The organism is Paenibacillus sp. GCM10012306 (assembly GCF_042649265.1).
Lineage (GTDB): Bacteria > Bacillota > Bacilli > Paenibacillales > Paenibacillaceae > Paenibacillus_AQ.
Window position 1 is genome coordinate 84,590 of record NZ_JBHRYW010000003.1, and the last position, 15,524, is coordinate 100,113.

Sequence of the window (15,524 nt, forward strand, 5' to 3'; positions counted from 1 at the left end):
GACAGAGACTCCGACAGATCAGCGCAATTATTGTTGGGCACTAAGCATTTTTCTAGCGAGGGGAGATCAAATTCCTATGAATATCGCCGTCAAGTTGATGCAAAAATTCAAAGACCACGATAACCAGAATAAGCTGAAAGCCTATCAGGACAAAACGGAGCTCATCAGGAAACGAAATTTGGTAGCATGGGATGATGGGCAGCTGCAAGCGGAATCCCTCCGACTGCAACAAGAAGCAAAATCGGGCACTCCTTTGGATGAGCTGCTTGTCGATGCGTATGCATTAGTCTGCGAGACAGCGAAGAGAAAGCTCGGATTACAGCCTTACGACGTCCAGATCATGGCTGCTATCGCTCTCCACGAGAGATTTTTGATCGAGCAGCATACCGGTGAGGGAAAAACGCTCTCTGCTGTTATGCCTGCTTATCTAAATGCGCTGACTGGCAAAGGCGTTCATGTGCTGACTTTTAACGATTATTTGGCAAATCGAGATGCGGAGTGGATGGGCCCGATCTATCGTTTCCTCGGGTTAACGGTAAACTCGGTTCAAGCGGGCATGAGCCTGTTCGAGAAACGGGAAGCGTACGCCAAGGATATAACTTATGTTACGGCTAAAGAAGCGGGCTTCGATTATTTGCGCGACACGATCGCACTAACCGAAGCAGATACCGTGCATCGCCCTTTCCACTACGTCATCGTCGACGAAGCCGATTCACTCCTTCTCGACGAAGCACGGGTGCCGCTAGTCATCAGCGGCGAGTTGGGTTCTTCCAAGAGCGACGGTATTCTTTTTGCAGAAGTGGCTCGGCAGCTACAGCCAGTGGAGCATTATGACTTCGACGAGTTCCAGCGGAACGTTTACTTGAATGAAGCAGGTGCTGCGAAAGCGGAATCGCTGCTGGGATGCGGTAGTTTGTACGATATCCATAATACTCATTTGTTAACATCATTAAATTGTGCGCTGCATGTGGAATCGTTATTAAAAAAAGACGTCGATTATATCGTCCGGGACGGTAAAATCGAGCTGATCGAAGAATATACCGGCCGCGTGGCCGAGAACAGGTATTTGCCGGACGGTCTGCAAGCCGCGCTTGCGGCTAAAGAAGCGCTGCAGTGGAAAGCCGGTGGGAAAATTCTCGGGACGATCACCCTGCAACACTTCATTAGCCTGTATCCGAGGATTTGCGGAATGACGGCTACAGCGCATGCTTCCGCAATGGAATTCGAAGCTATCTATGTGCTGCAGGTCGTGCAAATCCCCCCGAACCGGCCAAACATACGGATCGACCATCCGCACCGAATTTATACCCATAAAGAAGCCAAACTTAAGGCGCTTGTACAAGAAATCTCGTCCGTCCATACGACGGGACGTCCAATTCTCATTGGTACGTCAAGCGTCGAGGAGTCTGACATGCTTGCGGAGGCGCTAGCGGTTGCCGACGTACCTTGCCATGTTTTGAATGCGAAAAACGACGTAGAAGAAGCCGAGATCATCGCCAAAGCGGGAGAAATCGGCGCCGTGACGGTGTCTACGAATATGGCGGGACGCGGCGTCGACATTCGGCTCGGCGGCGGCAACCCCGCGCAAGCAGAAGTTGTCGCCAAGTTGGGTGGGTTGTACGTAATGGGTACACATGTAAACGAAAGCGTGCGGATCGACGACCAGCTTCGCGGTCGTGCTGGCCGCCAAGGCGACCCGGGGTCTTCCATATTTTTCGTAAGCTTGGAGGACGAGATGCTGCTTCGGTTCGGTATCCATAAATCGATTCGCGCTCCTAGGCAGGAGGAGGCTCTCGAAGAGCCGGTGCTCCGCAGCAAAATCGCGCATATTCAGCGCGTTATTATGGGCCAAAACTTCGATATCCATCAGGAACTGAACTGTTATTCGGATATGGTGGAGGATCAGAGGCGAATTCTATATGAGGAGCGGCTCGAAATTTTGAAACGCGAGAAGCCGATGAGCCCTTCGGAGCAGCGGGTACGGCTTTTTTATATCGACGAGTTCTGGGCCGACCATCTGGCTTACGTTTCTTATCTTCGCGAAGGCATTCACTTGGAGAGCCTTGCCAGCCGCAATCCGATCGACGAATTTCATACGCAAATCACCCAAGCATACGAGGAAATTCCGGATAAAATCAACAGTGCGTCGGCGAATATGCTTGTAAGGCTCGGAGGTTCGAATGATCCGGCGCTGTGGGAACAGTTCGGTCTGAAGAGCCCTACTTCCACTCGGACTTATATTATCAATGATCAATATATCCAGAATAAGCGCAGCTCATGGACCGGAACGACCGTATTTTCTTATTGGCTTCGCACGATTGCGAGGCCGATATTCAGGCTATCAAAATATTGATGCAGCGTACTGTTCAAGGATAACCGTGTTCTACTGCGCGAAATAACAGCTGCTCTGAACTATTGCTCCAAAGGCAGTTTAGTTGCCTATAAATGCCTGTACTTAAGTCTTATAGCTACTAGGCTTAAGTCTGGGAAAAAGACTAGGCTTGAGTTTATTCTGATAAAGGCCTCTTCATTGATATACTTCTAAATGTTATTAATACATACTAATCAATGAAGGGACTACAACCATGAGAACTGACTTCACCAATCCTCCAGCCACAGGGGCAATAGGAGAACAGGAACGCATTCGTCGTGCGAGACGGGGGCTCCTCGTATTCTTTGCAGGATTGATCCCGCTGTCCATCCTCGGATATGTATTGGCACTACAATCAGAGCTTTTTGTTTTACTATTAATGTGGGCACCAGGGCTTGCATCTATTATTGCCCGTTTAGTGCTTCGTGAAGGAATAGCAGATATTTCTCTTAAAATTGGATTCAAGAAGCTTTTAAAGACGTTGCCTATGGTGTTATTGTTTCCTGTAATTATTGGTTTCTTAGGTTACGGTATCGCTTGGACAACAGGACTTGTTCAGTTTGTTGCACCAGACGGTACTAAAGGTTCACCAGAAGTTGCATTTCTAGTTGCAGTGCTAATGCAAATGACCGTTGGAACACTAATTGGTTTAATTACTAGTTCGGGAGAAGAGCTTGGCTGGAGAGGGTATATGACTACACGACTCGTCGATGCCCGGATTCCACGTCCTTTGCTGGTCGGCGGAATCATCTGGGGTGTATGGCATCTTCCAATTATTATACTTGGTAATTATAATTCAGGTTCTAACCTTGCAGTTTCGATCCTTCTCTTTATGGTCTCTGTGAGCTCATTTGCTTATATTCTTGGACGTCTACGCTTAACAAGCGGAAGCCTATGGCCTGCAGTTCTTTTACATGCTTCATGGAATGCAATCATTCAGGATGCCTTTGATGCATACACTGGTGGTACAAATGCGATGTTATGGACAGGAGAGTCTGGAATCCTAGTTGCGTTATTCTTACTGTTAGCAGCCTGGATGATGTCGAGAAGACCGATTCGTGTGCACCAATTATAAGCAACAGTCATTATGATTTGAGTACATCGCCACTAAGGTTACTTACCTGGGGCGATGTATTTTTATATCCAACCATATCTGAACTTATATCAGGTTATCAATTTGAGTAATACCACACTGGAAAAGATTACATTACCCTCTATACATTTCTTTTTCTACCTTTTATGATGGGAAAAGACTGTATGAAGGAGGGTCGGCCATGCCACTGATTCAAGTCGAGCATCTGCGTAAAGAATTCAAAAGACAGAAGCGCAAGGACGGATTCTGGCCATTGATGAAAAGCCTTGTGTACCGGGAATATGAACAGAAGGTTGCGGTGGAGGACATTTCGTTTACGATCGATCAGGGTGAGATTGTCGGTTATATCGGGCCTAACGGAGCTGGGAAATCGACAACGATCAAAATGATGGTAGGCATCCTCGTCCCGACCAGCGGTGATGTACGTGTGAATGGACTCGTGCCATTTCAGAACCGCATCGAAAATGCTCGGAGAATTGGTGCCGTATTCGGCCAGAAAAGCCAGCTATGGTGGGATACCCCGGTGATCGAATCACTCCGGCTGACGAAGTATATGTATGAAATTCCTGAGGATCGTTTTCTGCAGAATATGGCGCTGTTCAGTGATATTTTAGGACTGGATGAATTTAAAAATGTTGCCGTACGCTCGTTAAGTCTCGGCCAGCGGATGCGTGCAGATCTGTGTGCGGCGCTGCTGCATGATCCGCAGATTGTTTATCTCGACGAACCCACGATCGGACTCGATGTTGTTGTAAAAGAACGCATTCGCGAGTTCATCCGCCAAATTAATCGAGAGCGAGGTACCACAGTCATCTTGACGACCCATGACATGGCCGACATTGAGAAGCTGTGCAGTCGCGTGATGGTCGTCGATCACGGTCGACTGATGTATGACGGCAATCTGCATACGCTCAAGAACGATTACGGCAATATGGAGAGCATGGAGCTGGATACAGAAGAGGATTTTGTCATGGATGATGCGCTCTTACGAATGGGGATTTCGTTCAATCGGACAGAAGAAGCCAGAACCCAGCTACTCTACGATAAGAATAAAATCAACTCGTCTGCGGTTATCAAGTGGATTATGGATCACTATTCCGTTCGTGATTTCAAGGTCAAGGAGACAGAGATCGAAGAAATTATCCGGAATTTGTACTCCGGCTTTAGTCAGGAAGAGCACAAGCGGCAGGAAGTGAGCGTATGAGAATCGCGCTTTATCGGGAAATGACGCTGAACGCCTTCCGATCACTGCTTGCTTTTCGTGCTGAGGTTTTGCTCTATCTGTTCGGTCAGCTATTCAAGGTCCTCGTGCAGATCTATATTTGGTACGCTTTGTTTGAAGATAATAATCTTTTAAGCTCACAAGCCGGTACGGTTAGTTTACAGGAAATGATTACATATGTTGTGATCAGCTCGGTAATCTCGGTGTTCGCTACGAATGACGTGATTTTCAGCGTAAGCTCCAAAGTATCCTCAGGAGAAATCGCCATGGATCTCATAAAGCCGATGAGCTTTCGCTCCGTCATTTTCTGTCAGACTTTAGGCGCGAACATGTACCGTATATTATTCGAATTAATTCCGTTAGTACTCGTCAGCATGTCCTTCTTCCACGTACAGCTCCCCTCGCTGGCTAACGGCCTCATCTTTCTTATTCTTGTCTTCAATGGCTTAATTCTTAATTTCCTGATTACGTATACGATCGGTCTGATCGCCTTCTGGTACATTCTCGTCTGGCAAGTAAATACGGTGTTGAATGGACTGGTCCGGCTATTTTCGGGCGCATTTATTCCCATTTGGTTTTTCTCCGATTCGCTGATACAGATCTCCTACGTCCTGCCGTTTCGTCTTATCTATTATGAACCAATCTCCGTTTACTTGGGGAAAGTAACAGGCTGGTACGATCTGCTTGCCATCGTTCTCCAGCAATTAGCGTGGATGGCCGGTTTTTTATTGCTGCAAAAATGGATGTGGTCGCGAGCCGTTCACAAGCTTGTCGTCCAGGGAGGCTAAGATGAGATACCTTAAACTCTACGCGCGTTTTATCCCTATTTACTTCAAAAGCAAAACAGAGCACGGCTTCGGATTTTATATGGACTTTATCGGATTTGCCCTTACGCATGTGGTTAGCTATACCGTGATTTGGGCACTGATGAGCCGGTTTCAGAGTATCAATGGCTGGAATATGTATGAGGTCATGCTGCTGTATACCCTCAATATGCTCACCTATGCGGTGGCAGCTATCTTTTTCTTTTTTCAAATGAATGATGTTGAAGAGGATGTGCATAAAGGCTCTTTCGATAGCCTGCTCGTCAAACCGATCAATCCTTTTATTCATATGATCATTCGCAGCTTTGGTCATTTCTTTCTTGGCGACATTGCCATCGCGGTGATTATGCTGGGCGTTTGCTTCAGCCAGCTGGATTTACATCTTGCGTGGAGCGATTATATCAGCTTTGTTGTTGTGCTGCTGGGAGCGGTGCTGGTTCAAGCTTCTTTTATTATCATCACCGGTTCCATGTGCTTCTGGCTTGTTCGCGCAAGGTCGGTGAAGAATATTGTGATTTTTGGCATCCGCGGCTTCGCCGATTATCCGATTTCAATCTATAGTAAAATATTGCGGATCGTCCTGACGTTCGTCATCCCTTACGGTTTTGTCAATTTCTATCCATCATATGTCATTCTGGATAAGCAAGAAGGGGTGCTGTTCGCATCATGGCTGCCTTATATGACTCCGCTTATCGGTCTTCTCCTATTCTTCATCGCTTATCGGGTATGGAATGCGGGACTGAACCAATATCAGGGTACGGGGAGTTAAGCGTTAAAATATCGGCGACCGATCTGCAATGAGTCCACCAACAAGTTGCACATAGCTCACATGGATCTAGGCAGACTATTATAAGTACGAGGAGTGAGGTTCATGCAGAACAATCAAGTAGAGATTGTAACGCTTGAAGAGAAGCATTTTGTTGGAGTAGCGGTGACCAATGTTTTTCAAAGGTTTGATGACAATAGCATGAAAGAAGCCAATCAAGTATTTCTCGATAGAAAGAGCGAGATTATAGGGGTTATAAATGAGCACGAATATGTATGTCCGCATTTTGCCAGCGATGTACTCTTTACATACATCTACTGTATGGAAGTAACGAGAATTGAGAAGGTTCCCAGAGGCATGATCGGATTCAGTGTGCCCAGTCAACGGTATGCCAAGGTAAGATCATTAGATCAAGATCCGTATGCGCTAATCAAATCTTTCTTGGAAGAAAATAGTCTGCATAATAATCCAAGGTCGCTTGCACTTGAAGTATTCAAATTTGGAGAAGAACAACACTTTAATAACGCTAGTATTTTTGTGCCTATATTCAGTTAAGAGAGGAGAATGCAACATGTTAACGTCATTAGAGCATGTTCAGATTCCAGTTCACCAGTTGGAGCGGGCCATCTCATGGTACACTGAGCAGTTAGGATTTCAATTGAGCAGCCGGGACGGGGACCGCATTGCGTTTCTTACCTTGCCCGAAGGGCCTCTCTTAATGCTGTGGCAAACGCAGGACGATTCAACATTTGCGCACTATACAGTGGACGGAACGGATTTCCCAGTGTTGTTATATCGAACAACGAGGATTCATGAGCTGCATGATAACTTGGTAGAACTCAACACTCGCATTCAGCTATATCAAAACGATGGATTATTCTGGGTCCTCAAATTTTACGATCCAGAAGGCAATCTATGGGGTGCCATACAGTATAATTAATAGATTATTAAGGCGGATGGTGTTTGCAAGACACTTCATACACAAAAGTGATTCACTGCATACACAAAATCAACAAAGCGCCACTCCTTCAGAGGAGTGGTGCTTAGACTGTCGACAAACACCATTTTCTACGATTGCTGATGATAGCCTTATAAATCAGGCTCGACTTCATCATCAGCGCTTACCAAAATCACTGTTTCAGAAGGTTGAAACTTATGTATGGGGGCTAACGGACCCTATCGTCGTTATTTGCACATCAAGTCGCTTCTGGAACCTGTAACGGACTCAGGTGCCGCTATTTCCTCCCAAACCGTGGATTTTACATAGGATTTCTGCTTATAACGCCTCTGGAGTCCGTTATTTTCTGGAACGGTCAGGTGTTAGGGAATAGCGTCTCTGAAGTCCGTTAAGTTGTTAGGAAATAACGCCTCACGAGGCTTGTTAGTTGTTATGAAGCACGTAGCTGGGGACCGTTGCCAGATGGAACAAGAAGCAAGTACTGATTTCGAGATAGGTTCATTAATCAAGGGGTTAAGTATGGATTTCGCACAACAACTACTTTCTCAACTATTTTCTAAACTATTTCCTCAGCAGTCTGGCGCCACCCCTATAGGTGTGGCGTTATTTGAGTTGTTCGATTATTTTCACAGCCAAGTGTCTATCATTCATAAATAGTAGCGGTGGGTGACATAGATTTACATAATGTTACATTTGTAATACGATATAGTAATGTTCAGTCTGGTAACTCTTGTTCTGTCCATAGAGGGGAGCCGATAGAGTTCTTTTGCATGGGGAGGTTAGTTAATGAAACGGTGGGCCAAGCGTGGAGTGTTGGCGCTGCTCTTGTTGTTATCCTTAGGTTCGGCTTATCTTTACGGTCAAAATAACTGGATACAAACAACAACATACACTGTCACTTCTGAGAAAATTCCAGCCGAATTCGAAGGATTCCGTATTATCCAGCTGTCTGATTTGCACAGTAAAATGTTTGGGGAAAATCAGTCAGTGCTCTCTAAAGAAGTGACTAGCCTTGCGCCCGATGCAATTATTACTACTGGAGATATGATTAATGGTACCGACAGGCAAGGGGAGGCTTTTCTCCAATTTGTGCGTCAGATTCGGGATGTACCAATCTATTATGTCTCCGGCAACCATGAACAAATCGCTGCCAGCAAGGCGCACAATATTGGTCTCTCTTGGTACCAAAATTATTTGGACGAGCTTCGTTCCCTCGGAGTAAATATTGTAGATGATGCAGATGTAGAGATCAAGCGGGGGGATAGCAGCATTCAGCTTGCAGGGCTGATCTTACCTATGCGGTTGTATAAGCGCTATGATACTGCCACTTATGTAGGAGAAAAACCATACGGAGCGGATCGCATCGAAGAGAGTGTGGGACCTGTCAGCAAAAGCCTGTTTCAAATCCTTATTACCCATAATCCGATGTATGCTGACGTCTACGCAGATTGGGGTGCCGACCTTGTGCTTACAGGCCATGTCCATGGCGGTATTATACGTATTCCATTCGTAGGTGGTCTGTTGTCGCCAGAACGTGACTTTTTTCCAAAATACGATGCTGGTATGTTTAAAATCGGCGATGACAATCAGACGCAAATGCTCGTAAACCGTGGTCTGGGCAGTGCCGAATTTAGCTGGCGGGTTAACAATCGCCCGGAGATCTCAGTAGTGAAACTGCGTACTGAGTAGGCTGGAGCACTTATTAAATTTCAGATATTTTGGAGGGTTTATCTATTGAAAGCAAATGAGCGAAAAGAGATATTAACAGTTTCATATCCTATTCCTTTTTACACGCAGCTAGTTGATTTTAATGATAGTAGTTTGCAGGGATTTAAGAATAAACAGGATGCTGAGCACTGGCAAGTACGTGGTTGCGGGATTGCATCTATCAAAATGATTATCGACGGATTCCAGAGCTATCGCGGCAATAAACTAAGTGAGACCTATGGCGAATTCGTATATAGGGGATTAGAAATCGGAGCCCATTGTGAGCGAGGATGGATACATAAAGGGTTAGTTGAGCTTGCAAAAAAATATAATGTATCAGGTCAGACTTTTAGACAAAGTAATGTAAATGATGTGTTTTTTGAAATAGAAAAGAATAGACCGTGTATTACATCCGTAACTGCCGGTTTTCATGGCGGCAAAATGGACAGTAACGGCGAGATCATCCAAGCGGGCGGGCATTTGATCGTTGTGATCGGAGCGGTGAGAGAAAATGGAGAGTTGCAAGGTTTTATAGTAAATCATCCATCATCTAGTACAGAGCTAAATTGGGAAAATCATTTTATACCCATTGAAGATTTTAAAAGATCGTTTTCTGGTGCCTTTATGTCATTTTGGATAAATGAACAATAAGATATTTCAGTTGGTAGAGATAGTAAGTCACGGATATGTGATTAAGCAGCAAGAACCGCCTAACCCGAATAAGGGAGAGGCGGTTTTTTCGCATCCGCTATTTTACAACATAATGAAGCTCAACGAATTGCCCTGATGGCTTCGCTTCTTTAAGCGTGAGTTTTATTTCCGGGTTGTCACCTTTGAACAGTGGAATGCCATTGCCGAGTACAATTGGAGTGATTGTGACTATGAATTCATCCACGAGCTTTTCTTTCATAAGCACATCGAGTATATCAGCTCCGCCAACGATCCAAATCTTGGCACCATCCTGTTCTTTTAGCTTGTGCACGAAGCCAGCCACATCTTCATGAACGAAGGTGACATGCGGGCTTGGCGGTTGCTCGGAACGGGAGAATACGTAACACTGTTTATCCGGATAGGGGAATTCGTCCGCTAACTCAAAGGTTTGATCATAAGTTTTTTTACCAATCAGGACGGTATCAATGGTTTGATAAAATTCACTGTAGCCATTGTCGCCTTCTCCCTCGACGTCATTAAGCCAATCCACTCCGCCATCCTCTTTCGCAATGTAACCGTCCAGTGAGGCTGCGATGTATAGTACAACTGGTCGTGTCATAAATTTTATTTCTCCCTTCAGACATTAGATTCATCTTCATCATAGCAGTGAAATACGTCATCTTCTGTCATATTAAAAAAGAGTGAAGGGAGATTACTTGGAAGTATAGTAATTCGCTGTTACGCTGGACTCCCTAACAATGAGTCGTGGTTCAAATTCAACTCGCTCATAATCTGTCACGCTTGTTGATTGAATTCGCTTGAGCAGCAGCTCTGCTGCGAGCCGACCGACTTCACTCCCCATAATGGAAACGGATGTGATTTGCGGTGTGGTCACGGTCGCCCACAGGTTATTATCGATGCCGGCAATGGCCACATCCTCAGGTACGCGAACACCCAGCTCTTTGAACCGATTAACAATTCCGATGGCAATCATGTCATTGACAGCATAAATCGCATCCGGCATGTGCTTAAGGCTGTAGAAGTAATTCGCTGCCATTCTTCCTGTTTCAAATGAAAAATCCTCACCAAAATAGACAAGAGAAGCATCTAACTGCGACAAAGACTGTTCATAGGCAAAATAACGCTCTTCTATTTTGTCCTTTGGAGCGCCGGCATAGGCAATCCTCGTTCTCCCGATTCCCTTCAAATGCTCCATGACCAGCCGACCTTCCTGACGGGATAAACCGACGACATCAGCCTTCAAGTCCGCGCTGAGTTTTTTACTATAATTGATCACGGAGATCGGTAGATTGGCATGGTTGATTAGGCTCTCCAGCTGTTTGGGATAAGCCAGGGGCATAATCACTAATCCATCTACATGAAGCTTCTTGATCTCACGTAGCGTCTCCAGTTCCAGCCTTGCATTACCAAGGGTGTTAATCTGCACCACCCGATAGCCATGCTGTTTGGCAGCTTGTTCTACGGACCATGCTATATCCGGGATGATCGCGTTGCGGATATCCGGAACAGCCAATGCGATCTGAGAGGTCTGACGAATTTTGAGGCTTTGGGCTGAGGTGTTCGGACTAAACCCCATCTCTTTAATGACCTCAAGGATTCGCTCCTTCGTCGCTGCGCTGATTCCTTCCTGATTGTTAAGTGCACGGGAGACGGTAGCAATGCCTACGCCTGCTTTCTTGGCAACATCCGCAATCGTCACCTTTTTGGGATCGGTCATATTTATTCCTTTCAATCCGGAATCGTTTCCGAATCTATGTTGTTTATTTCATCTCTTATTTTTATTATAGCATAGTCGGCATTGCTGAGGATTATGACTTGTACAAAGTGGATTTTGATTATTATATACAGAAAAAATATAAATCCCACACTTAAATTACGCTTTTTATTCCAATTCACATTTGACACTTTGAACAAATTGTGACATGATATTACTCGGAAACGTTTCCGGTTTTGTTTTGGATTTTACTTAACTCATTCATTAATCAAGTGTATAGGAGATGACTCACATGCAAGCGCTCAGATGGCATGGTGTGAAGGACTTACGCGTAGAAACGATTCGTGAGCCCGAAGTTCAGAAAGGTCAAGTTAAAATCAAAGTGGAAGCCTGCGGCATTTGCGGAAGTGATTTGCATGAATATGCGGCAGGGCCGATCTTCATCCCGGAAGGAGCACCTCATCCATTAACGAATGAACAGGCTCCAATCGTCATGGGTCACGAATTTTCCGGTCAGATTGTTGAAGTTGGAGAAGGGGTATCGTCCTTACAGATCGGTGATCGGGTAGTGGTTGAGCCCATCTTTGCGTGCGGTAAATGTGCTGCCTGCAAACAGGGTAAATACAATCTGTGTGAAAAAATGGGATTCCTCGGTCTGGCCGGTGGTGGTGGCGGCTTCTCTGAGTACGTGGCTGTTGATGTGAATATGGTGCACAAGATTCCAAGTAACCTGTCCTATGAACAGGGCGCATTAGTTGAACCTTCCGCTGTTGCGCTGTATGCGGTTCGTTCCAGTCAATTCAAAGTCGGAGATCGTGCAGCCGTATTCGGTACAGGACCTATCGGACTGCTTGTTATAGAGGCACTTAAAGCATCAGGCGCTTCCGAGATTTATGCTGTTGAGTTATCGGAAGAACGTCGGAACAAGGCAGAGGAGCTTGGTGCTATAGGCATCAATCCTGCTGAGAAGGATGCTGTTCAGGAAATTATCAAGCTGACTAACGGTGGAGTAGACGTGGCTTATGAGGTTACAGGGGTTCCGGTTGTCCTGACACAAGCGATTCAATCTACCGGTATCGGTGGACAAATTATGATTGTCAGTATCTTTGAACGCGAAGCATCCATTCATCCGAATCAGATTGTCCTGCAGGAGAGAAATATTGCGGGCATTATCGGATACCGGGATGTATTCCCGGCGGTGATCAGTTTGATGGGGCAAGGCTATTTCCCAGCGGAAAAGCTAGTTACGAAGCGCATTTCTCTGGGTGATATCGTGGAGGAAGGTTTTGAGACCTTGCTGAAAGAGAAGAACCAGGTTAAAATCATGGTTTCTCCGAGACCCTAGCAAGTAATTAAGAACCGAAAATGAAAAACTAACCTATAGCAAAACGCCGCCTTAGTGAGACTAAAGGCGGCGTTTTTGCGTGGATAGCTCGTACTTCGGGTCAGGCTGATCCGAAGTTTTTTATTGGATGTGCACATACAGCATAGCTCTTTGAATATTCCTATGGCCGCTAAATCAGTAGGATATCAGGACTCACTTTTTACATAAATAGAAACAAAAATTTAATGTGATATAATATTGATAATGCAACAACGGGTGGGAGGACAGGCCATGAACAAAGAAGAACAGCTCATGCTGGGTTTTAGGGACTTATATAACAAGATGGTATGGCTTAACAAAGATAAGATGGAGGAGAGTCTTAAGGGTCTTAAGTCCTCTGAAGTACATTGCATCGAATACATTGAGAAAAATGCAGATTCCAACGTGACCAAGCTTGCGGAATCCTTTTATATGACTCGTGGCGCCATAAGTAAAATTACTCAGAAGCTCCTGAAAAAAGGTCTTATCGAGAGCTACCAGAAGTCGGATAACAAGAAAGAAATTTATTTTAGGCTTACTGAGCAGGGGAGGGTAATTTATAACATCCATGAAGATCTGCACAAAGAATTCCGGGAGCGGGATGAAGCCGTATTTGAGCAGGTAACGGAAGAGCAATTTGATAGTATGCTTAGCTTCGTGAAAAAGTACAGCAGTCATTTGGATGCGGAAATTAAGAAACAGGGTATAGAGATGAAGTCGGAATAAAGTTTGAATAATAAAGGTGAAAACACAGGCAGTCGTGCTCTTTTAAGAGTAGGCTGCTTTTTTTATTGATGTTATTTTGTTGACGAGGAAACAAAAGTGATATACTATGAGTTTGTTTCCGAGGAATCAATTTATCGCTTTTGAGGAGAGAAGTATAATGTCGAACGTTAGATCACACAATGAACAGAACGCAGAGCAAACCGTAGATAAACACGCTTTAATATTCGGTCTAATCTCTGTGTTCCTTTGCGGAGTAGGCTTTAGTATCATAACACCTGTCGTCCCATTCTTAGTGCAGCCTTATGTAAGTAATCCAGGAGAGCAAGCAGTAATAGTTACGCTGTTGACCTCTGCTTATGCCTTCTGCGTATTTTTTGCAGCCCCCGTGCTTGGAGCTTTGAGTGACAGATATGGCCGTCGTCCATTGCTCTTGCTATGTCTTTTGGGTTCAGCAATCGGGTACGTAATTTTTGGCATTGGGGGAGCGCTATGGGTGCTATTTGTTGGGCGCATAATTGAAGGTATAACAGGCGGGAGCATAAGCACGATCTTCGCCTACTTTGCAGATATCATTCCTCCGCAGCAGAGAACCAAATACTTTGGATGGGTGAGTGCGGTAGTAGGTGTGGGTACTGTTATTGGCCCAACGCTAGGTGGATTTCTTGCCAAGTTTGGTTATTCTGTACCGATGCATTTTGGAGCAGTAATAACGCTATTGAATGTTGCTTATGGATTCTTTTTTATGCCTGAGAGCCTTGATAAGAATAATAGACTGAAAAAGATTACCGTTGTACGACTGAATCCATTTGCTCAGCTTGCAAACCTACTTTCTATGAAGAACTTAAGCAGACTCCTTATCTCAGCGTTCTTACTTTGGCTGCCTAACGGATCCTTACAGGCTGTTTTCTCGCAATTTTCAATGGATACTTTTAGTTGGAAGCCTGCAATAATCGGGCTTATGTTTTCAATCATGGGCGTTCAAGATATCGTTTCACAAGGTCTCATTATGCCTAAGCTATTGAAAAAATTTAATGATAAGCAGATAGCCATACTTGGCATGGTGTCGGAGATTATAGGATACGGTCTTATTGCATCATCTGCTTTGGTCTCATATTATCCCCTTTTTATCGTTGGAATGTTTATATTCGGGTTTGGTGATTCGATCTATGGGCCTTCTTTCAACGGGATGCTCTCCAAGTCTGTCGATTCTAGTGAACAAGGAAGGGTGCAAGGGGGGAGCCAATCTATTCAGGCTTTAGCAAGAATGATTGGACCTATTATTGGAGGTCAGCTTTATGTATTCCTTGGTCATGCCGCACCCGCTTTTATGGGGATGATCCTTATAGCAGCGGCAATACCGGTACTGTATAAGAGAGCGCAAGTGAATATATAAACTATCAAAGAAACTCAGATAAATATGATAATACCGTGTCTAAAAGACTTTCTCCTGTCTATGATCACTGAATCTCGATTATAATGGTAAAAACAGACAAGGGGATGAATGCAAAATGAGATGGAAAACATTGGCGGCCGCTGGTGTAGTTGTTATCGCGTTAGGAACCTACCTACTTGTGAACAATAATGGAAACAAAGGTAATAATGAGCCTGTGAATATTAAGCAAATGGTGCAGGATTTCAGTACACGTAAGGCGACAGCGACGTCGGCTTCAATCACTTCCAAGCAACTGATCGTAACAGGCGAAAATGCCAAGGAAGTAGCCTACGATCTGCCAGACAATGAATTCTTTCTGTCGATTGCACCGTACATCGATCAAACGCATCCTTGTGCGATCCATAGCTTGACTGGCTGCCAAGGTGAATTGGCGAATCAAGAGTTCAGTGTGACCATCAACGACTCGGAAGGGAAATCAGTGATGGACAAGGTTGTCATGAAATCCCAGGCTAACGGATTTATAGATCTGTGGCTGCCGCGTGATGATAAATACCAAATTACTGTGGAACGTGAGGGGAAAACCGCAAAGTCGGAAATTTCTACCTATGAGAACGACAATACTTGTGTTACAACGCTGCAACTTAGTTAGAAGCGACATGAATTTTGCCATAGCGGGATAGGTTATAATTTAATTTAGGACACATTGCAAACTGCA

Annotated in this window: 16 protein-coding genes; 14 read left to right on the top strand and 2 right to left on the bottom strand. The window is 44.9% G+C overall.

Going from position 1 to position 15,524, the window contains the following annotated elements; genetic code table 11:
* Nucleotides 1-76 precede the first annotated feature (76 nt).
* The 10 genes from ACFORK_RS07650 to ACFORK_RS07695 all read left to right on the top strand — a co-directional run bounded on the left by ACFORK_RS07650 (nt 77) and on the right by ACFORK_RS07695 (nt 9,592).
* Entirely contained in the window at nt 77-2,353 is a 2,277-nt protein-coding gene (locus ACFORK_RS07650; RefSeq protein ID WP_379197341.1) for a preprotein translocase subunit SecA, read from the top strand.
* A 232-nt stretch (nt 2,354-2,585) separates the two neighbouring features.
* On the top strand, nt 2,586-3,446 hold the full coding sequence (locus ACFORK_RS07655; RefSeq protein WP_379197343.1) for a CPBP family glutamic-type intramembrane protease: 861 nt from the start codon (nt 2,586-2,588) through the stop codon (nt 3,444-3,446).
* 199 nt (nt 3,447-3,645) lie between these two features.
* Nucleotides 3,646-4,668 carry an ABC transporter ATP-binding protein gene (locus tag ACFORK_RS07660; RefSeq protein WP_379197345.1) on the top strand — a complete coding sequence of 341 codons (1,023 nt, stop codon included), beginning with the start codon at nt 3,646-3,648 and terminating at the stop codon, nt 4,666-4,668.
* Nucleotides 4,665-5,474 carry an ABC transporter permease gene (locus ACFORK_RS07665; RefSeq protein WP_379197347.1) on the top strand — a complete coding sequence of 270 codons (810 nt, stop codon included), beginning with the start codon at nt 4,665-4,667 and terminating at the stop codon, nt 5,472-5,474. The genes ACFORK_RS07660 and ACFORK_RS07665 overlap by 4 nt, the downstream gene beginning before the upstream one ends.
* Before the next feature lies 1 nt (nt 5,475).
* Entirely contained in the window at nt 5,476-6,279 is an 804-nt protein-coding gene (locus ACFORK_RS07670; protein ID WP_379197349.1) for an ABC transporter permease, read from the top strand.
* A 102-nt stretch (nt 6,280-6,381) separates the two neighbouring features.
* Nucleotides 6,382-6,831, top strand: coding sequence for a GyrI-like domain-containing protein (locus ACFORK_RS07675; RefSeq protein WP_379197351.1), 450 nt, complete (start codon nt 6,382-6,384; stop codon nt 6,829-6,831).
* 16 nt (nt 6,832-6,847) lie between these two features.
* Nucleotides 6,848-7,216, top strand: coding sequence for a VOC family protein (locus ACFORK_RS07680; RefSeq protein WP_379197353.1), 369 nt, complete (start codon nt 6,848-6,850; stop codon nt 7,214-7,216).
* A 480-nt stretch (nt 7,217-7,696) separates the two neighbouring features.
* Complete coding sequence (locus ACFORK_RS07685; RefSeq protein ID WP_379197355.1) at nt 7,697-7,891, top strand: hypothetical protein; 195 nt, start codon at nt 7,697-7,699, stop codon at nt 7,889-7,891.
* A 129-nt stretch (nt 7,892-8,020) separates the two neighbouring features.
* Nucleotides 8,021-8,923: a metallophosphoesterase gene (locus tag ACFORK_RS07690; protein ID WP_379197357.1), complete on the top strand. Its 903-nt coding sequence runs from the start codon at nt 8,021-8,023 to the stop codon at nt 8,921-8,923.
* A 45-nt stretch (nt 8,924-8,968) separates the two neighbouring features.
* The gene (locus ACFORK_RS07695) at nt 8,969-9,592 is read left to right on the top strand and encodes a C39 family peptidase (RefSeq protein ID WP_379197359.1); all 624 of its coding nucleotides are present in this window, start codon (nt 8,969-8,971) and stop codon (nt 9,590-9,592) included.
* A gap of 97 nt (nt 9,593-9,689) precedes the next feature.
* On the opposite strand, the gene ACFORK_RS07700 is transcribed toward ACFORK_RS07695, so the two are convergent.
* Together ACFORK_RS07700 and ACFORK_RS07705 are read right to left on the bottom strand one after the other, a co-directional pair.
* A complete protein-coding gene (locus tag ACFORK_RS07700) occupies nt 9,690-10,211 on the bottom strand; it encodes a dihydrofolate reductase family protein (protein WP_379197361.1) in 522 nt (173 codons plus the stop codon).
* A 93-nt stretch (nt 10,212-10,304) separates the two neighbouring features.
* Nucleotides 10,305-11,330 (bottom strand): LacI family DNA-binding transcriptional regulator, encoded by a 1,026-nt coding sequence (locus ACFORK_RS07705; protein WP_379197363.1) that lies wholly within the window; start codon nt 11,328-11,330, stop codon nt 10,305-10,307.
* Nucleotides 11,331-11,619: 289 nt separating this feature from the next.
* Between ACFORK_RS07705 and ACFORK_RS07710 the strand changes: the two genes are divergently transcribed.
* From ACFORK_RS07710 to ACFORK_RS07725, 4 genes are all read left to right on the top strand, one after another.
* On the top strand, nt 11,620-12,672 hold the full coding sequence (locus ACFORK_RS07710) for a 2,3-butanediol dehydrogenase (RefSeq protein ID WP_379197365.1): 1,053 nt from the start codon (nt 11,620-11,622) through the stop codon (nt 12,670-12,672).
* Nucleotides 12,673-12,942: 270 nt separating this feature from the next.
* A complete protein-coding gene (locus tag ACFORK_RS07715) occupies nt 12,943-13,416 on the top strand; it encodes a MarR family transcriptional regulator (RefSeq protein WP_379197367.1) in 474 nt (157 codons plus the stop codon).
* A 157-nt stretch (nt 13,417-13,573) separates the two neighbouring features.
* The gene (locus tag ACFORK_RS07720; RefSeq protein WP_379197369.1) at nt 13,574-14,809 is read left to right on the top strand and encodes an MFS transporter; all 1,236 of its coding nucleotides are present in this window, start codon (nt 13,574-13,576) and stop codon (nt 14,807-14,809) included.
* Nucleotides 14,810-14,924: 115 nt separating this feature from the next.
* On the top strand, nt 14,925-15,458 hold the full coding sequence (locus ACFORK_RS07725; RefSeq protein ID WP_379197371.1) for a CueP family metal-binding protein: 534 nt from the start codon (nt 14,925-14,927) through the stop codon (nt 15,456-15,458).
* Nucleotides 15,459-15,524: the final 66 nt, after the last annotated feature.

What these genes read in the sequence shown, in the direction of transcription:
- ACFORK_RS07650 (WP_379197341.1), top strand. Translation starts at nt 77, where the DNA reads ATGAATATCGCCGTCAAGTTGATGCAAAAATTCAAAGACCACGATAAC.
- ACFORK_RS07655 (WP_379197343.1), top strand. Translation starts at nt 2,586, where the DNA reads ATGAGAACTGACTTCACCAATCCTCCAGCCACAGGGGCAATAGGAGAA.
- ACFORK_RS07660 (WP_379197345.1), top strand. Translation starts at nt 3,646, where the DNA reads ATGCCACTGATTCAAGTCGAGCATCTGCGTAAAGAATTCAAAAGACAG.
- ACFORK_RS07665 (WP_379197347.1), top strand. Translation starts at nt 4,665, where the DNA reads ATGAGAATCGCGCTTTATCGGGAAATGACGCTGAACGCCTTCCGATCA.
- ACFORK_RS07670 (WP_379197349.1), top strand. Translation starts at nt 5,476, where the DNA reads ATGAGATACCTTAAACTCTACGCGCGTTTTATCCCTATTTACTTCAAA.
- ACFORK_RS07675 (WP_379197351.1), top strand. Translation starts at nt 6,382, where the DNA reads ATGCAGAACAATCAAGTAGAGATTGTAACGCTTGAAGAGAAGCATTTT.
- ACFORK_RS07680 (WP_379197353.1), top strand. Translation starts at nt 6,848, where the DNA reads ATGTTAACGTCATTAGAGCATGTTCAGATTCCAGTTCACCAGTTGGAG.
- ACFORK_RS07685 (WP_379197355.1), top strand. Translation starts at nt 7,697, where the DNA reads ATGGAACAAGAAGCAAGTACTGATTTCGAGATAGGTTCATTAATCAAG.
- ACFORK_RS07690 (WP_379197357.1), top strand. Translation starts at nt 8,021, where the DNA reads ATGAAACGGTGGGCCAAGCGTGGAGTGTTGGCGCTGCTCTTGTTGTTA.
- ACFORK_RS07700 (WP_379197361.1), bottom strand. Translation starts at nt 10,211, where the DNA reads ATGACACGACCAGTTGTACTATACATCGCAGCCTCACTGGACGGTTAC.
- ACFORK_RS07705 (WP_379197363.1), bottom strand. Translation starts at nt 11,330, where the DNA reads ATGACCGATCCCAAAAAGGTGACGATTGCGGATGTTGCCAAGAAAGCA.
- ACFORK_RS07710 (WP_379197365.1), top strand. Translation starts at nt 11,620, where the DNA reads ATGCAAGCGCTCAGATGGCATGGTGTGAAGGACTTACGCGTAGAAACG.
- ACFORK_RS07715 (WP_379197367.1), top strand. Translation starts at nt 12,943, where the DNA reads ATGAACAAAGAAGAACAGCTCATGCTGGGTTTTAGGGACTTATATAAC.
- ACFORK_RS07720 (WP_379197369.1), top strand. Translation starts at nt 13,574, where the DNA reads ATGTCGAACGTTAGATCACACAATGAACAGAACGCAGAGCAAACCGTA.
- ACFORK_RS07725 (WP_379197371.1), top strand. Translation starts at nt 14,925, where the DNA reads ATGAGATGGAAAACATTGGCGGCCGCTGGTGTAGTTGTTATCGCGTTA.